Source organism: Flavivirga rizhaonensis, from assembly GCF_004791695.1.
In the GTDB taxonomy this organism is placed as follows: Bacteria; Bacteroidota; Bacteroidia; order Flavobacteriales; family Flavobacteriaceae; genus Flavivirga; species Flavivirga rizhaonensis.
Window position 1 is genome coordinate 98876 of record NZ_SRSO01000014.1, and the last position, 16333, is coordinate 115208.

The following is a 16333-nucleotide window of genomic DNA, read 5'->3' on the forward strand; positions in this document are numbered from 1 at the left end:
AGAACTTACTCCTCTTCGTCTTCTTCGGGAATAATATTTATAGCAGGTTCTCTAAGTACTTCTTTGTTCGCAATACTACGTTCTAACGATAGTAATAAAGAAGGTAATAAAAGTAAGTTTGATAACATAGCAAATAGTAAAGTAGCAGATACCAAGGCTCCTAATGCTACAGTACCACCAAAACTTGAAATAGTAAATACTGAAAACCCAAAAAACAATACAATGGAAGTATAAAACATACTAACACCTGTTTCTCTTAAAGCACCATAAACAGAGGTTTTAATTTTCCAATGGTTTGCTTGAAGTTCTTGACGGTATTTAGCCAAAAAGTGAATGGTATCATCTACAGATATACCAAAGGCGATACTAAAGACTAATATTGTTGAAGGTTTTATAGGAACTCCTAAATAGCCCATTAAACCTGCTGTTACTAATAATGGTAATAAGTTTGGTATTAACGATACGATAATCATTCTTCCTGATCTAAACATATAGGCCATGAATAACGAGATTAAGAAGATGGCAAGTGATAATGATATGGCTAAATTTTTCACCAAGTATTTGGTACCCTTTTGAAAGACTAAAGCTTTACCAGTCATGGTAACATCATACTTTTCCTTTGGAAAGACTTTGTCTATTTTAGTTTGAAGATTTTCTTCGATGCGTTCCATTTTGTCGGTCCCAACATCTTTCATAAAAGTAGTAATACGGGCATATTGACCTGTACTATCAACAAAATTCTTAAGCAAGTCTACATTTGATGATGAGTTTTTAGCATATGATAAAATGAAGCTATTTTCTTGAGATGTTGGTAATTGATAAAATTTGGTATTACCGTTATAATAAGCTTGTTTAGAGTATTTAACCAATCCAACTACAGAAATAGGTTTAGACAATTCTGGAGTTTCAATAATTAAATCTTCTAATTGATCCATACGTTTCAAAGTAGAAAGTTTCATAACGCCTTTTTTACGCTTGGTATCAATCATAATTTCTAATGGCATAATACCATTAAACTCTTCCTCAAAAAAACGAATGTCATTAAAAAACTCTGTTTTTTTAGGCATATCTTCTATTAAACTACCAGAAATTTTTATTTGATAAATACCTATAATGCTTACTATTAATAGTACCAATGATGTTGTGTAAATGGCAATGCGCTTTTGTCTTACCATATGCTCCATCCAATTTACAAAACCACCTATCCATCGTTTGTTTAAATGTTCTAAATGCCTTTCTTTAGGATAAGGTAAAAAGGTGTAAATAATAGGAATGATAAGTAAACACAGAATAAAAATGGCTAGAATACTTAATGATGCTACGATACCAAATTCTTTTAATAGTTTGCTCTCTGTTAAAATAAAAGTTGCAAATCCAGAAGCAGTGGTAACATTAGTCATTAAAGTAGCATTACCAATTTTTGTGATAACGCGTTGTAATGATTTCACTTTATTACCATGTAATTTTACTTCGTGTTGGTATTTATTAATTAAAAATATACAGTTAGGAATTCCAATAACAATAATTAGTGGTGGTATAAGTGCAGTTAAAACAGTTATTTCATAGTTTAATAAACCAAGAATTCCTAAGGTCCACATCACTCCAATGCATACCACAATAAGTGAAATTATAGTAGCTCTAAACGATCTGAAAAAGAGAAAGAAAATAAGAGATGTTACTAATAGAGCAGCGCCTATAAATAAGCTAATTTCATCAACAATGTTCTGTGAATTTAAAGTTCTTATATAAGGCATTCCCGATATTCTAACATCTAAATTATTCGATTCTTCGAAACTATCTATGTGTGGGATTAAAATATTGACTACGAAATCTTTTCTGGCAGAAGTATTTACAATATCCTTTTTTAAATAAAGAGCTGTTCGGATTGTTCTTGTTTTATTATTAAACAAAAAATTATCGTAAAAAGGATATTTTTTAAAGAGCTCTTCTTGAAGTGTTTCAACTTGAGCCAAAGAAGAGATTGAGTCTTTTATAAAAGGTTCTAAATTAAACTTTTCATTTTCAGTATCCTTTACTAGCTTTTGAAGGTCTTTAATAGAAACAACTGTTTCAACTTCATCATATTTTTTAAAATCTTCTGAAAGTTTATTCCAGGCATTTAATTTTTTAACTGTAAAAAGTGTACTGTCTTTTACACCAAGTACAATAAGATTACCTTCTTCCCCAAAGGTTTTTAAAAAGTTATTGTAGGTTATATTTACGTCATGTTCATCTGGTAATAGATTAGCCTCCGTATAAGTGAAACGCATATTTTCCCACTTTGTGCTAAAGAATAAAGTGACTAATACGATACCTATAAGAATAACAATTTTATTGCGCAGAATCAACCTTGCAATAATATCCCAAAAATCTGTACTAAATAGTTTAAACATGCTTTATATAAAACGAAGCGCAAAGGTAGAAAAAAGGAGTGTAATACGTTATAAAGAGACGTTAAATGTAAACTTAAAAGCAATATTGTCACTTAATTCTGGTAAGTGGTACCCGCCATAGCGATATGTAAAGCTTAAACCAAAACCAAAAAGCAATTTATTAATTTCAAATCCGGACTCTGTGTATCCTTTTTTTAAAGATCCAAAAGTAATATTTTGATGTAATTCCGGCTGTTTTATATCACCCAAAGCATATCTTGTTATTAAAACTACTTGTGGTTTATAATGTTCTGAAATGTTAAAAGGGTTGATGTAGTGTTTGAGCTGCACTGTAGTAAACTTATCTGAAAAGAACTCATTAAAGTACATGGTTTCGAAACTATTTAATCCAGCTACCGAAAAACGTTGCATAACCGTTTCTTTGTTAATATTGTTTGGGTAGGCATGATACAAATGTGTTAATGGCGTATTTCCATTTGTTATACCTGAAACTAGAGTTATCTCAGAAAGCCCATTATTTTCACTGCCAATTTTATAAACAGTTCTAAAATCTAACTTAGAAAAGTTAAAATCACTTTTAAAAACGTCTTTAAAACTCTTAGTATATTGAAGTGTGAATTGTGGATAACCTTTTTTAGTTTCTTTTAATTTATTTTCTGAAACTTCGAATTTGCTGAAAGGGTTCCATTGTAAAGAAACGTTGGCTGTGCTTAAATGAAATGAACTTACAATATTGCCATCTAAAACGTATCCATAGTCGTAAGTAGGGTTTATATTGCTAACGGCAAATTGGGCTTCGGTTAATAATTTGGGGTTAAATTCATGCTCTATACTTACAGATTTTGTGACGAGCTTATGAAATAAATCGATGTTTAATAAACGAGGTTCAAAAAATTGAAAGAATCGGCCATCTGTTAAAAATTTAGTACTTCCTGTTTCCTGTAAATCGTCAGTATAAGAAAGGTTTAACCAAGTATTGGTTTCTTTTGCTAGTCTAAAACCTCCACCAAAACTATATTTAAAACGACCATCTCTAAAACCATAAACGCCATAACCATTTATACGATATTTTTCTGAAAATTGATCGTTAGTTATGCCTCCTAAACCTGATCTGATGCCTTCATACTGATTATATTTAATTAAGTATCTTAAATCAAAGTTGAAGTATTTGGTTGGTAAGTATCCATTCCCAAGATGTTTAATAAAATATCTTTTTTTGATAGAATCTTGAGTAGTCTCAAAGACGTTTTCCGATGACTTTTGGGCATAGGAAACTGTGGCAAAAATAAAATAAAATAAGAGGGAGGAGCGTTTTATCATTTATGATAATGAGAGGCTAAAAAATTACTAAAAAAGCGACTAAAATGTCGCTTTTTAATTATACGGTCATAATTTCCTTTTCTTTTATATCGAAAAGAGAATCAGCCTTTTTAACGTAATTATCAGTCATTTGTTGCACATCAATTTCAGCATTCTTGATTAAGTCTTCAGATACGTCTTCTAATTTTTTAATATCGTTATTAGCATCTTTACGAGCTGTTCTAATGCTAACTTTAGCATCTTCTGCTTCAGCTTTAGCTTGTTTTGCTAAATTACGTCTGCGTTCTTCTGTCAATGGTGGCACATTAATTATGATGGTTTCACCGTTATTCATAGGGTTAAAACCAAGATTGGCATAAGCAATCCCACGCTCTATTTCTTGCAGCATACTTTTTTCCCAAGGTTGTACTGTAATGGTTCTTCCATCAGGGGTATTTACATTGGCAACTTGACTTAATGGAGTTTGTGACCCATAATAGTCTACCATAACGCTGCCAAGCATAGAAGGACTTGCTTTTCCTGCTCTAATATTAACAAACTGCTTTTCTAAATGCTTTATAGCATTATCCATAGCTTCTTTGGTCGAATCTAATATAAATTGTATGTCTTCGTTCATTGTGTCAAAACTTTTAGGTCAATATAAATAGTTATCTGCACATATTCGTTAAAATAATTTGTACAAATACGAATATACTTATTTCAAAAATTACACCAAACTAACAACCTTTTTGTTTTATATATTGGTGTTAGTTAGATTCCCTTTTTTACTGAAACAAGTTCAGCATAGGTAAGGGAATGACAGTTTATTTGAAACCTTAAGGTGTTTAATACCTTAAAGTTGGAGTTTTATTTATTTTATAAGTTAACTTCAGTACCAATTTTTTCGCCTGAAACCACTTTTAGTAAATTACCTTTTTTATTCATATCGAAAACAATTATAGGTAATTCATTTTCTTGACTAAGTGTAAAGGCTGTAGTATCCATTACTTTTAACCCTTTGCGTAAAACATCATCAAAAGATATGAAATTAAATTTAATAGCGTTATTATCTTTTTCAGGATCTGTATTGTAAATACCATCAACACGTGTACCTTTTAATATAACATCTGCTTCAACTTCTATAGCTCTTAAAACAGCAGCAGAATCTGTAGTGAAATACGGATTACCTGTACCACCACCAAAAATTACGACACGACCTTTTTCCAGATGGCGCATAGCTTTTCTTCTAATAAAAGGTTCGGCTACTTCGTTAATTTTTATTGCTGTTTGTAAACGAGTTGGTATATCGGCATCTTCTAAAGCTCCTTGTAAGGCTAAACCATTTATAACAGTAGCTAGCATACCCATATGGTCGCCTTGTACGCGATCCATTCCTTTACTTGCTCCAGCTACGCCTCTAAAAATATTTCCGCCTCCAATAACTATGGCGACCTGTACACCTTTATCTGTAATAGTTTTTATGTCCTGCGCGTATTCTGCTAATCGTTCTGGGTCGATACCATATTGGCGATCTCCCATTAATGCTTCTCCTGATAGTTTTAGGAGTATTCTTTTGTATTTCATTCGTTATTTACTGAAGTTGTGCAAAATTAAACAATTTTTTGCTGTTTAACGAAGACCTATATGTCAAAAATACATATGTTTATTTAAAACTTAGATGAAACTTATGTTTGAAAATATGGATCTAGTAAGATACATTTCGATTTTATTTGAAATTAGAACTAAAAAATCTTTTTTAATTAAAATTAAATTCTATTTTTGTGGCATAGTTAAATAGGACACTAATACAGATGATAATGATTACAATAAATAATTTGTCTTTTGGGTATAAAAAACAGCAGTATTTGGTTAATGATATTTCTTGCAGTTTGAGGGCAGGAAATATTGTGGGTTTACTTGGTAAAAATGGAGTAGGGAAATCTACATTATTAAGATTGATTTCTGGGTTATTAAACGTAAAAGAAGGAGTAATTAGTGTAAATGGGCAAATCCCTTTCAAAAGAACTCCAGATTTTTTATCAGATGTTTTTTTAGTGTCGGATGATACTTTTTTACCATCCATAAAAATTAGTGATTACATTAAAGTATATGCACCATTTTACCCGTCTTTTGATTTTGATAAAATGAATCAAATTTTACAGGAATTTGAATTGCCGAATAACCAAAGGTTAGATAAAATTTCTTATGGCCAACAAAAAAAGTTTGTTATAGCTTTTGCTCTATCTACAAACTGTAAACTTATTCTTTTAGATGAGCCTACCAATGGGTTAGATATTCCTTCTAAAAGTGTTTTTAAAAAAGTAATGATTAGATCTATAGAAAGTAATCAATTGGTAATTATCTCAACACATCAAGTTAAAGATATGGATACTTTGGTAGATAAAATTGTTGTTTTTGAAGACGGTAAGATTGTTTTCGACAAAGATTTATTTCAAATAAGTGAGCAGCTAGTGTTTATAAAAACACAAAACCTTGAAGAAAATAATGAAGTCTTGTATTTCGAAAAACATCTAGCTGGATACAATGCTATTTTAAAAAACACAACCAACGAAGAAACTACTATTGATATGGAATTGTTATTCAATGCCATTATCAACAAAACTAATTTTAATATATAAGTAATGAAAAATCATATAAATTTTAAACGTTTATACTTAACCTTAAAATATGATTTAAAATTGAATTTTAAAACTTATTCCGCATTTGTTATCGTATTATTTATTGTTCTCTTTTTTATAAATACTATTATTTTAATCAAAAGAACAGAATTAGATATTAAGGGTTACAATACGTACTATTTTTTAAGCTACTTTGTGTGTGGTTTTGTTTCAATATGCACAAGTTTTCCTTTATTAAGAGGTAAAAGTAAAAAAATGACTTTTTTAATGTTACCAGCTTCTAATTTAGAGAAATTTTTAGTGCAGTTTATAATTAGGATAATCTTGTTTTCAGGAGTTTTTGTGCTTTTATTTTGGCTAGATTTTAAATTAACTAGAGCCATTTATACATTGTTTGAGGAGGTTAAACCTCAAATAGAAAATTTTGGCATATTTACATCTTTTCATAGTCTTTTTAATGTGAAATTTTATTCAGGGCTGTTTGCTTTCATAGTTTGGCTTATAGTCTTTTTATTTGCCAATTCAACTGTATTTAGTAAAAATACTATTTTTAAAACCGTTATTTCAATTTCAATTATTTCAATTTGTGTTTTGCTATACTTTGTGTTTCTTTCAAATGTATTTTATCATGAAGAATCAGAAAGGTTATTTTTTATAAGCGAAAACCATCCTTATACTATTGAGTTTCTTGGCGTAAATAGTACTAGGCTTTTTACCAGTATTTTTTTAATAGGTTCTAGTATACTCATGTTACTATTTTCATTTTATAAGTTAAAAGAAAAAGAAGTATAAATGAAATTTAAATCCAATAAAGGCATATTTCTACAAATTGCAGATAACCTCTGTAATCAAATTCTAGAAGGCAAATTGCTTCCTGGAAATAGAGTGCTATCTGTTAGAGATTTAGCTGTGGAATTAGAGGTAAACAGAAATACGGTTATGCGAACTTATAGTTATTTAGAAAGCCAAAATATTTTTATAAATAAAAGAGGCGTTGGTTATTTTATTTCAGAGTCTGCACCTCAATATATTCAAGCACATGAGAAAAAAACCTTCTTTGAAGAGGATATGCCCGAGATTATAAAAAAAATAAAGCTGTTAAAACTCAATAGTAAAGATTTTGAACAAATAATTACAGAAATTAAAAATAATGATTCAAATGAAAACATCTAAATATATAGTTATTTCCTGTGTTCTGTTTTTTTGCACCACTTTTTTAATCATGTATGCATTAGAAAATAAACAATTCTATAAGATTTATAATGTATTAATGGACTACGAAACAGATTGGTCCAATAAAAACAAGTCTACAACAATTCCTTTCTATGTTAGTAAAACAGGCCATATTTATCTAAAATCCAATATAAAGAACGAAGAAAAATATTTAGTCTTTGATACTGGAGCTGATTATACTATGGTAAATGAAAAGTACAATGGTAATGATTCTATTCATTTTATTAATACTAAAGATTCTCAAGCTTTAAACGATGATGTGCCAATCCATAAATTGGACCGTCTTTTGTTGGGAGATTTAAAATTCCACCAATTAAGCTACGGTGCCTTGAAAAAAGAAACCTGGGGAGATTGTGGAATCTTTCATAATCAAGATTCTATTGTAGGGATATTAGGTAACAACATTATAAATAGTTTTGTTTGGGATTTAGATATGGTAAACCATCAAATGCGAATTACAGATGCCTCCTTTTTAGATACTATTGCTAAATCAAAAGTTATCCCATTAATAAAAAATGGCATGGGATGGAATGTTGAAATAAAGCTCAACGGTATGAGTAAAAATATCAAGCTTGATTCTGGTAGTAATTCTATTCTTAGTATAACGGATAGTATCAAACTAGCTAAAATGTATACATATCCTATTATAAATGCTGAAAAATCAATAGGGTTTTTGTCTTATAAAGATTGTAAGGGTAAGGTTATAAAACGAGATTCACTTGAAAACCTTAACAAAAAAACAAAAGAAGCAAGGAGGATATTTGCCAATTTAGGTATTGCAGATACTATATATAAAAATACTTTCGTCGTAGATAAATCAAAATCCAATTTGTTAGGCAACCCCTTGTTTTGGGAATACGAAAGGGTGGTTTTAGACTTTATTAATAAGAAAATGTATCTTATTAACCCAAATCAAAAAAGGAATATAGATAAAATCTCAACACTAAGCAAAGAGGCATTATTTAAGACACGAGTCACAACTGTATCTAAATTTGGCTATTATGAGATGTATTATGAGAATCCTATAGCATTAAAAACAAAATCGAAATCAACACAAGACACTCTGATTTTCAATTTTAAGGACAAAGCTAAAATATTTGCGTCTATTGAGAGGAATCACTTAACCAAAGAGATTAAAATTGTTATTGATAGCATATTAGGTAAAGGTTATGTTTTACAAAATAAATCTAAGGATTCTATTAAAATAGATAAATCAATAAAGTTAAACGTATATGAAAACACTCCTTTAAATGATAATGATTTTATAAATAAGTTATGATTCATTAAATGAATAAAAAACCACTACTCAATAAAGAATAGTGGTTTGTTTTATAAGATTCCTGTCTATTTAGGAATATATTACCCTACAGAAGCACGTTTGAAACCTGTAATTTCAACATCACCGTAAGATGCTACATATTTAGCAACATTTATTTTTTCATCTTTAATGAAGTTTTGATCTAATAAACATTGTTCTTGATCAAGAGTCGTATTATCAGAAATAAAACGATCCATTTTCCCTGGTAAAATTCTGTCCCAGATTTGTTCTGGCTTACCTTCGGCTTTTAATTCAGCTTTTGCAGCTTCTTCAGCGTTAGCTAAAACCTCTGGAGTTAACTGTGCCATAGAAATAAATTGAGGTACATTTTTAAGTGTTTTACCTAAACGACCTAATTCAATATTATCTTTTTCGATAACAGCAATTCTAGCTTCGGTTTCTGAAGCAACAAACGCAAGATCGAAATCTTTATAAGATAACGTAATTGCTCCCATAGAAGCTACTTGCATGGCTACGTCTTTAACTAGTGTTTCTGCATTATCTACTTTAGCAGATAATCCTACTAATGCAGCAATCTTATTGATATGTACATAAGACCCAACAAAAGGTGCTTCTAATTTTTCAAAAGAAGTGATGTCTAATTTTTCACCAATAACACCGGTTTGTTCTGTTAATTTGTCAGCAACAGTCATCCCTCCAAAATCAGCAGCTAAAAAATCTTCTTTTGAATTGTAGTTTAAAGCGATTTCAGCTAATTCGTTTGCTAATGCTAAAAAGTTTTCGTTCTTACCAACAAAGTCAGTTTCACAACCTAATACAACAGCAACTCCTTGAGTTTGATCTGCATTAATTTTAGCAACAGCTGCACCCTCAGAAGAATCTCTGTCAGCTCTTTTTTCTGCTACTTTTTGACCTTTTTTACGTAATACTTCAATGGCTTTGTCAAAATCGCCTTGAGCTTCAACTAAAGCTTTTTTGCAATCCATCATACCTGCACCAGTTGCTTGTCTTAGTTTGTTTACTTCTGCTGCTGTAATTTTTACTGTAGATTCCATAATCTTTTTTAATTTAAAAAAGCCGTTCAAATAATTTCGGTTAAGAAAAGAATTAAACGACTTATTTGTATTGTGTAATTATTTTATTTATTCTTCTTCTTCGGCTGCAACTGCTTTAACTGGAGCAGCTTCAGTCTTGGCTGGAGTAGCTTCAGTTTTAACTTTTGGTGCTTCTGCTTTAGCTTTAGGAGCTTCAGTAGCAGATGCCGTAGCATCTTTTTCTGCTTTACGTTCAGCTAAACCATTAGCGATAGAAGCTGTAACGTGAGTTAAAATCTTATCAATTGATTTAGAAGCATCATCATTTGCAGGGATTACATAATCAACTTGACGCGGGTCTGAGTTGGTATCTACCATTGCAAAAATAGGAATGTTTAATTTTTGTGCTTCTTTAATTGCGATATGCTCACGTTTAATATCTACAACAAATAAAGCTCCTGGTAAACGAGTCATATCGCTAATAGAACCTAAGTTTTTTTCTAACTTAGCTCTTAAACGATCTACTTGTAAACGCTCTTTTTTAGAAAGCGTCATGAACGTACCATCTTTCTTCATTCTATCAATAGAAGCCATTTTTTTAACAGCTTTTCTAATAGTAACAAAGTTTGTTAACATACCACCTGGCCATCTTTCTGTGATGTAAGGCATATTAATAGAACCAGCTTTTTCTGCTACAATATCTTTTGCTTGTTTTTTTGTTGCAACGAATAAAATTTTACGACCTGAATTAGCAATTTTGCTTAATGCAGCACCTGCTTCATCAATTTTTGCCGCTGTTTTATAAAGGTTGATAATATGGATGCCGTTGCGCTCCATATATACGTAAGGAGCCATGTTTGGATCCCACTTACGTGTAAGGTGACCGAAGTGTACACCTGCTTCAAGTAATTCTTTTACTTCTACTGCCATTTTGTAATAGTTTACGTTCTGTTGAATTAGCAATGATTAAGTGGTCATTTTTTTTAATCGCCTTAATCATTTAGATGCTAAACTAAATCCTGTCTTTTAGACTAGGACAACAATAACTGGTTTTTAAATCCTGAACTTGTTTCAGGATCTTTTTAATTTTTCTTTAAGCTGAAATTTTTTCAGCTTCTTTTGGTTGTTTTGAAAATGTTTCCGCTAACTGATAAACAGATACTGAAACGAGTTCTGCATTAACGTTTAGAGAATTGGAATTTTTTACGTGCTTTCTTCTGTCCGAATTTTTTACGCTCTACCATTCTTGGGTCTCTGGTTAATAAACCTTCTGGTTTTAAAGTTAATCTGTTTTCAGCATCAACTTCGCACATAGCACGAGATATTGCTAAACGAACAGCTTCTGCCTGACCTGTAATACCGCCTCCAAATACATTTACTGTAATATCAAAGTTGCTATCATTGTTAGTCATAACTAAAGGTTGTTTTACTTTGTACTGTAATGTTGCAGTAGTAAAGTAAGACGTTATGTCTTTTTTATTAATCGTGATGTTTCCTTTTCCTGGGGCAACATACACACGAGCAACAGCCGTCTTTCTACGACCAATTTTGTGAATTACTTCCATTATTTGAATTCGTTTAAGTTAATTGTTTTTGGTTTTTGAGCTTCATGAGTATGAGTTGGACCAACAACAACATTTAAATTACGGAATAAACTTGCACCTAATTTATTTTTAGGTAACATTCCTTTTACTGATTTTTCTACCACTCTTGCTGGGTCTTTTCCAAACAATTCTGTAGCAGTTAAACTTCTTTGACCACCTGGGTAACCTGTGTGACGAATGTACGTTTTATCGTTCCATTTGTTTCCAGATAAGCTGATTTTTTCTGCATTGATAACAATAACGTTATCGCCGCAATCAACATGTGGTGTGAAGTTTGGCTTGTGCTTACCTCTTAAAAGTTTAGCAACTTTAGAAGCGAGACGACCAAGTGCTTGACCTTCAGCATCAACTAAAACCCACTGCTTGTTTACAGTAGCCTTGTTGGCCGAAATCGTTTTGTAGCTTAATGTATCCACACTAATTAATTTTTATTTATTAAACATTCCTCTCTCAAAAAGAGTTTGCAAATTTACGATTATATATTTGATTACCAAATAGTGAAGACAGATAATTTCACACGTTAAAATTTATAGTTAAATACCTGATTTTAATTGATCCTTGATTAAGGCGTATAAATTTCTGGATCTGGATAAAATGCTGCTATAGCAAACCAATAACTTACAACAGATTTTACGCTTAAAAGAGTTTCCCCTTCTCTAGGGCCCTCAATAGCTTTGCCGAAAATAGACCATTTGTTTCCTTCATTATCTTTAAAAAAGGTTTCAGAACCATTAAAATCGTATTCAAACACTAGATCTTTATAATCACCGGTTAGTTTATATCCATAGATTACATCTTCGTTACCAACAATTAAATAGTCTACAGCTTTGAAGGTATCTCTAATTATATTTCCATTATTGAAGTCTGAAAATTGATAAACTTTAGATTTGTCCTGATCAATGATTGCGTAAACACGTCTCTTATTAGGTAAAGCTGGATTTGTAATTTCTGGAGTAAATATAAATCGATTATTGTTAGTAGCGTAATCTCCATAAGGTGAGGTGCCATAAGTTCTTGAAAAACCTGTTTGTGGTGTTAAAACTTCTGTATTTGGATAAAGCGTTTTCCATGTTTTCCAATTTGTTTCTACCACATCAATTAATTCAGGCGTGTTGCTAATTAGTGGACCATTTACGCATTCAAGTCTTAATTGTGACCAGTTGCTACCTGAATTTCTGTCATATAATATTAAATTAGCATTGTATAGCAAACCAGATACTCCAAAGGTGGTCTTTGTTCCATTACTCATACTTTCCCAAGCGAAAGCTGTTCCGGTTAGTGGACAATAATTTAAAGTGATAAACGCGTTGTCTATCTTATCATTTACAACTTCATGCCAATCTAAAATAATGTGAGGATAGGCTTTTGCTTGATTACCTTTCACAACGCCAACAACAAGATCATTATCGTTTAGAAAATTAGCGTTATTGGCAGTAGTAAAATCAGGGTTATCAATTGAAGGAATTCCATCTTTACCAGGACCTCCATCTTTAACATCCGAAATAGGTATCAACCATTGACCAGAATTGTTATTAGTTCCACCAGTAGGTGTTGTATCGTTGTTTATGTCACTGCTACTACAAGAAATAAGTAATGAGCAACATACGAATAGGTAAAAAACATTTTTTTTCATAGCATTTAGTTTAATTGTAAAACATTTTTTTTCGGGTTTATTTTTATTAAAACCCCAGTGGTAATTCTATAGGTTGGTGTTAATTGAGTACCATCAACATTACTATAAATAGGGAGTTCTGCTTTTGTTGAAAAGCTTATGGTTGGTGTTATGTTTATGGAAAAGTTAGGGATTATAAATATCCAATTGCCTCCAGTATTATCCAGTTTGCCCCCGCCAGTTTCATCTTTCACAGTGTTTCTATACTTAAAAGATATACTAGGGCTTGCAAGGGTTTTAAGAAAAGTAAATTGATCTGAAAAACTTAAAAACCCTTGAAATTCATTACCGTATTTGTATGTTGAATTTCCCAGATAATCATTATCTATTCCAGTACTTCTGTAAACAAACCTTGTCGATACACTTAAAGATGGTCTGAAATCAAAACGTTTTGAAGCAGATAGCCAGTAGATAATATCCCAGGCGTTGCTACCTGGTTGTAAATCATTAATTAATAATATACCGCGGCTATCAACTTCTGAAGATGAACCTATAGGGATTTTTGAACCTAATCCAAAAATTAAATCACTGTTTTTTGATATTAAATCGGGGAAATTATACTTTAATAAAATGATGGCGTCACCAACGCCAGACGAAGCTTCTAAATTTTTATTACCATCAAATGCACTTGTAATTATACGGCGTTGATTTACCCAAGTAAATAACCCTTCTACAGAAAACCTATTGGTAATAGCATAACTGGTATTGAATAAAATAGAATGTGTTATACGTAATCTTGTATTATCATTTAAGGTTTCAGTTCCTGAGTTTAAAGTGTTCAGGTTATTATAATCGTAATTGAGGCCTAGTTGAAGCGTGCCTTTTTCAGATATTGGTAAACCAATATTATTTGATAAAGGAATACCTCCGGAACAACATGTCTGAGCATTCATTTTCGTGTATGTTAAAATACACATAATAAAAAAAAGTCCTCTGAATTTCATAGCAAATCTCTTAACGGATACATAAGGTGTCGTTAAAAGAAGTGTTGCCTTACTAACTTTAACATTAATAGTTGTTTATATTCAGGATTCTTTTGACGATCCTATTTAAGAGTCAATTTTTACCTATTTTTGCGGCGTTATGCAAGAGTTAAAACTTTCAGATTGGTTGCCTACCACAAACAAAGAGGTTAAAATACGTGGTTGGGATAAGCTAGACGTTATTTTATTTAGTGGTGATGCTTATGTAGATCACCCATCGTTTGGTCCTGCGGTCATTGGTCGTATTTTAGAAAGTTATGGTTTGCGTGTTGCCGTGGTGCCTCAACCTAATGTTAATGATAATCTCCAAGATTTTGTGAAATTGGGTGCTCCAAAATTGTTTTTTGGAGTTACAGGTGGTTGTATGGATCCTATGATTAGCAACTATAATGCTAATAAAAAACGCCGAGACAAAGATGCATATACACCCAACGGGGATATTGGTTTTCGGCCAGATTATGCCACAACAGTATATTCTAAAATATTAAAAGAAAAATGGCCAGATGTTCCAGTTTTAATTGGAGGTATTGAAGCGTCGTTGCGTCGTGTAACACATTATGACTATTGGAGTGATAAATTAGTGCCTACTATTTTAGAAAGCTCAAAAGCGGATATGCTAGTTTATGGAATGGGGGAACAGCCTTTACGAGAAGTTGTACGTTTATTACAAAAAGGGGTGCCTTTTAGTAGTATTACCACAATAAAACAAACCGCAGTACTTTTAAATAAAGATGCTAAAATACCTAAGAATAGTAATTGGGAAGATGTTGAAATTGTATCACACGAAACCTGTTTAAAGGATAAAAAAGCTTTTGCATCTAACTTTAAGATTATTGAACAGGAATCTAATAAGCTATTTGCGCGTCGTATTTTTCAGAAAGTTGGAGAGAAGACATTGATGATTAATCCACCGTACTCTACCATGACGGAAAAGGAGATCGATGCTTCTTTCGATTTACCATATACGCGTCTGCCACATCCTAAATATAACAAACGAGGACCTATCCCTGCGTTTGAAATGATTAAGTTTTCTATAAACATACATCGTGGTTGTTTTGGTGGGTGTAGTTTTTGTACTATCTCTGCGCACCAAGGAAAATTTATTGCGTCTCGTAGCCAGGAGTCTGTATTGCGCGAAGTCGATACTGTGGCAAATATGCCTGACTTTAAAGGCTACTTATCAGATATTGGAGGACCAAGTGCGAATATGTATAAAATGAAAGGTAAAATACAGTCTATTTGCGATAAGTGTGTAGCGCCTTCCTGTATTTCGCCAGTTATTTGCAGTAATTTAGACACCTCTCATAAACCATTAACCAAATTATATCAAGCAGTTGATAAGCATCCAAAAGTAAAAAAATCTTTTATAGGTAGTGGTATTCGTCATGATATGCTTGTGCCAGAGTTTAATAAAAATGCGGATGCAAAAGAATTAGATGATTATACTGAAGAGGTGATGACAAAACATGTGTCAGGTAGACTTAAGGTAGCGCCAGAACATACTAGTGACCCTGTTCTAAAATTAATGAGGAAACCGTCGTTCACTTATTTTCATAAGTTTAAAGAGCGTTTTGATAGGATTAATATTAAAAAGAATTTAAAGCTCCAATTAATTCCTTATTTTATATCGAATCATCCAGCCTGTGAAGCTGAAGATATGGCAAATCTTGCTGCTGAGACTAAGGATATGGGGTTTCAACTTGAGCAAGTACAAGGCTTTACGCCAACACCTATGACGGTAGCTACGGTAGTATACTATAGTGGATATCATCCTTACACGCTTAAAAAAGTAAATACGCCAAAAACAAGAAAAGAAAAAGACGAACAACATCGATTTTTCTTCTGGTATAAAAGAGAAAATAAAGACTGGATTAAAAAGACCTTAAATAAATTGGGGCGCCAAGACTTATTAAAAGTACTACTGCCAGAAAACGACAAATGGCGAAAAAATAAGCCAGGTAAACCTAAGCATACTTTTAATGATGCTGTTCCTTTTAATCAGCGAAAGAATAAGGCGAAGTTTAAGAGTAAGAAGAAGCAGAGGTAGTATAACACCCCTGTAGTCCCCTTGAGGGGCGATTTCCTATAAAGTGGCAATTTCATTTCTTCCTTGAATTATTTTACAGATAAGCAGGTTGAACAAATCCTTTCCCTTATTGTTGAACTTGAAAGCGATTTCATCTAAATAGCCCTGTAA

General features: G+C 31.8%; 15 protein-coding genes. 5 read left to right on the plus strand and 10 right to left on the minus strand.

The genetic code is table 11. The features are described from left to right. Positions 1-5: 5 nt before the first annotated feature. The 4 genes from EM932_RS11590 to pyrH all read right to left on the minus strand — a co-directional run bounded on the left by EM932_RS11590 (position 6) and on the right by pyrH (position 5276). The gene (locus EM932_RS11590; RefSeq protein ID WP_135877351.1) at positions 6-2393 is read right to left on the minus strand and encodes an efflux RND transporter permease subunit; all 2388 of its coding nucleotides are present in this window, start codon (positions 2391-2393) and stop codon (positions 6-8) included. A 48-nt stretch (positions 2394-2441) separates the two neighbouring features. Further along, positions 2442-3713, minus strand: coding sequence for a hypothetical protein (locus tag EM932_RS11595; protein WP_170179780.1), 1272 nt, complete (start codon positions 3711-3713; stop codon positions 2442-2444). A gap of 58 nt (positions 3714-3771) precedes the next feature. Further along, complete coding sequence (frr, locus tag EM932_RS11600; protein WP_135877352.1) at positions 3772-4329, minus strand: ribosome recycling factor; 558 nt, start codon at positions 4327-4329, stop codon at positions 3772-3774. Positions 4330-4568: 239 nt separating this feature from the next. Further along, a complete protein-coding gene (pyrH, locus tag EM932_RS11605) occupies positions 4569-5276 on the minus strand; it encodes a UMP kinase (RefSeq protein ID WP_135877353.1) in 708 nt (235 codons plus the stop codon). A 233-nt stretch (positions 5277-5509) separates the two neighbouring features. On the opposite strand from pyrH, the gene EM932_RS11610 reads away from it, so the two are divergent. From EM932_RS11610 to EM932_RS11625, 4 genes are read left to right on the plus strand one after another with little or no spacing between them, the layout of a single operon-like run. After that, positions 5510-6331, plus strand: coding sequence for an ABC transporter ATP-binding protein (locus tag EM932_RS11610; RefSeq protein ID WP_135877354.1), 822 nt, complete (start codon positions 5510-5512; stop codon positions 6329-6331). A gap of 3 nt (positions 6332-6334) precedes the next feature. Continuing rightward, positions 6335-7123, plus strand: coding sequence for a hypothetical protein (locus EM932_RS11615; RefSeq protein WP_135877355.1), 789 nt, complete (start codon positions 6335-6337; stop codon positions 7121-7123). Beyond that, complete coding sequence (locus EM932_RS11620) at positions 7124-7504, plus strand: GntR family transcriptional regulator (protein ID WP_135877356.1); 381 nt, start codon at positions 7124-7126, stop codon at positions 7502-7504. After that, a complete protein-coding gene (locus EM932_RS11625) occupies positions 7491-8843 on the plus strand; it encodes a pepsin/retropepsin-like aspartic protease family protein (protein WP_135877357.1) in 1353 nt (450 codons plus the stop codon). The genes EM932_RS11620 and EM932_RS11625 overlap by 14 nt, the downstream gene beginning before the upstream one ends. An 80-nt stretch (positions 8844-8923) precedes the next feature. On the opposite strand, the gene tsf is transcribed toward EM932_RS11625, so the two are convergent. From tsf to EM932_RS11655, 6 genes are all read right to left on the minus strand, one after another. Beyond that, on the minus strand, positions 8924-9898 hold the full coding sequence (tsf, locus tag EM932_RS11630) for a translation elongation factor Ts (protein WP_135877358.1): 975 nt from the start codon (positions 9896-9898) through the stop codon (positions 8924-8926). Between the two features lie 87 nt (positions 9899-9985). After that, complete coding sequence (gene rpsB / locus EM932_RS11635) at positions 9986-10807, minus strand: 30S ribosomal protein S2 (RefSeq protein WP_135877359.1); 822 nt, start codon at positions 10805-10807, stop codon at positions 9986-9988. 248 nt (positions 10808-11055) lie between these two features. Continuing rightward, on the minus strand, positions 11056-11442 hold the full coding sequence (gene rpsI / locus EM932_RS11640) for a 30S ribosomal protein S9 (RefSeq protein WP_135877360.1): 387 nt from the start codon (positions 11440-11442) through the stop codon (positions 11056-11058). Next, positions 11442-11897, minus strand: coding sequence for a 50S ribosomal protein L13 (gene rplM / locus EM932_RS11645; RefSeq protein WP_135877361.1), 456 nt, complete (start codon positions 11895-11897; stop codon positions 11442-11444). The genes rpsI and rplM overlap by 1 nt, the downstream gene beginning before the upstream one ends. Positions 11898-12043: 146 nt before the next feature. Further along, positions 12044-13114, minus strand: coding sequence for a DUF3179 domain-containing protein (locus EM932_RS11650; protein ID WP_135877362.1), 1071 nt, complete (start codon positions 13112-13114; stop codon positions 12044-12046). 5 nt (positions 13115-13119) lie between these two features. Beyond that, a complete protein-coding gene (locus EM932_RS11655; protein ID WP_135877363.1) occupies positions 13120-14046 on the minus strand; it encodes a transporter in 927 nt (308 codons plus the stop codon). A gap of 190 nt (positions 14047-14236) precedes the next feature. Between EM932_RS11655 and EM932_RS11660 the strand changes: the two genes are divergently transcribed. Next, positions 14237-16183 (plus strand): YgiQ family radical SAM protein, encoded by a 1947-nt coding sequence (locus EM932_RS11660; protein WP_135877364.1) that lies wholly within the window; start codon positions 14237-14239, stop codon positions 16181-16183. Positions 16184-16333: the final 150 nt, after the last annotated feature.

Bases quoted from the DNA above. Each gene is read 5' to 3' on its own strand.
- EM932_RS11590 (WP_135877351.1), bottom strand. From the start codon at position 2,393: ATGTTTAAACTATTTAGTACAGATTTTTGGGATATTATTGCAAGGTTG.
- EM932_RS11595 (WP_170179780.1), bottom strand. From the start codon at position 3,713: ATGATAAAACGCTCCTCCCTCTTATTTTATTTTATTTTTGCCACAGTT.
- frr (WP_135877352.1), bottom strand. From the start codon at position 4,329: ATGAACGAAGACATACAATTTATATTAGATTCGACCAAAGAAGCTATG.
- pyrH (WP_135877353.1), bottom strand. From the start codon at position 5,276: ATGAAATACAAAAGAATACTCCTAAAACTATCAGGAGAAGCATTAATG.
- EM932_RS11610 (WP_135877354.1), top strand. From the start codon at position 5,510: ATGATTACAATAAATAATTTGTCTTTTGGGTATAAAAAACAGCAGTAT.
- EM932_RS11615 (WP_135877355.1), top strand. From the start codon at position 6,335: ATGAAAAATCATATAAATTTTAAACGTTTATACTTAACCTTAAAATAT.
- EM932_RS11620 (WP_135877356.1), top strand. From the start codon at position 7,124: ATGAAATTTAAATCCAATAAAGGCATATTTCTACAAATTGCAGATAAC.
- EM932_RS11625 (WP_135877357.1), top strand. From the start codon at position 7,491: ATGAAAACATCTAAATATATAGTTATTTCCTGTGTTCTGTTTTTTTGC.
- tsf (WP_135877358.1), bottom strand. From the start codon at position 9,898: ATGGAATCTACAGTAAAAATTACAGCAGCAGAAGTAAACAAACTAAGA.
- rpsB (WP_135877359.1), bottom strand. From the start codon at position 10,807: ATGGCAGTAGAAGTAAAAGAATTACTTGAAGCAGGTGTACACTTCGGT.
- rpsI (WP_135877360.1), bottom strand. From the start codon at position 11,442: ATGGAAGTAATTCACAAAATTGGTCGTAGAAAGACGGCTGTTGCTCGT.
- EM932_RS11650 (WP_135877362.1), bottom strand. From the start codon at position 13,114: ATGAAAAAAAATGTTTTTTACCTATTCGTATGTTGCTCATTACTTATT.
- EM932_RS11655 (WP_135877363.1), bottom strand. From the start codon at position 14,046: ATGAATGCTCAGACATGTTGTTCCGGAGGTATTCCTTTATCAAATAAT.
- EM932_RS11660 (WP_135877364.1), top strand. From the start codon at position 14,237: ATGCAAGAGTTAAAACTTTCAGATTGGTTGCCTACCACAAACAAAGAG.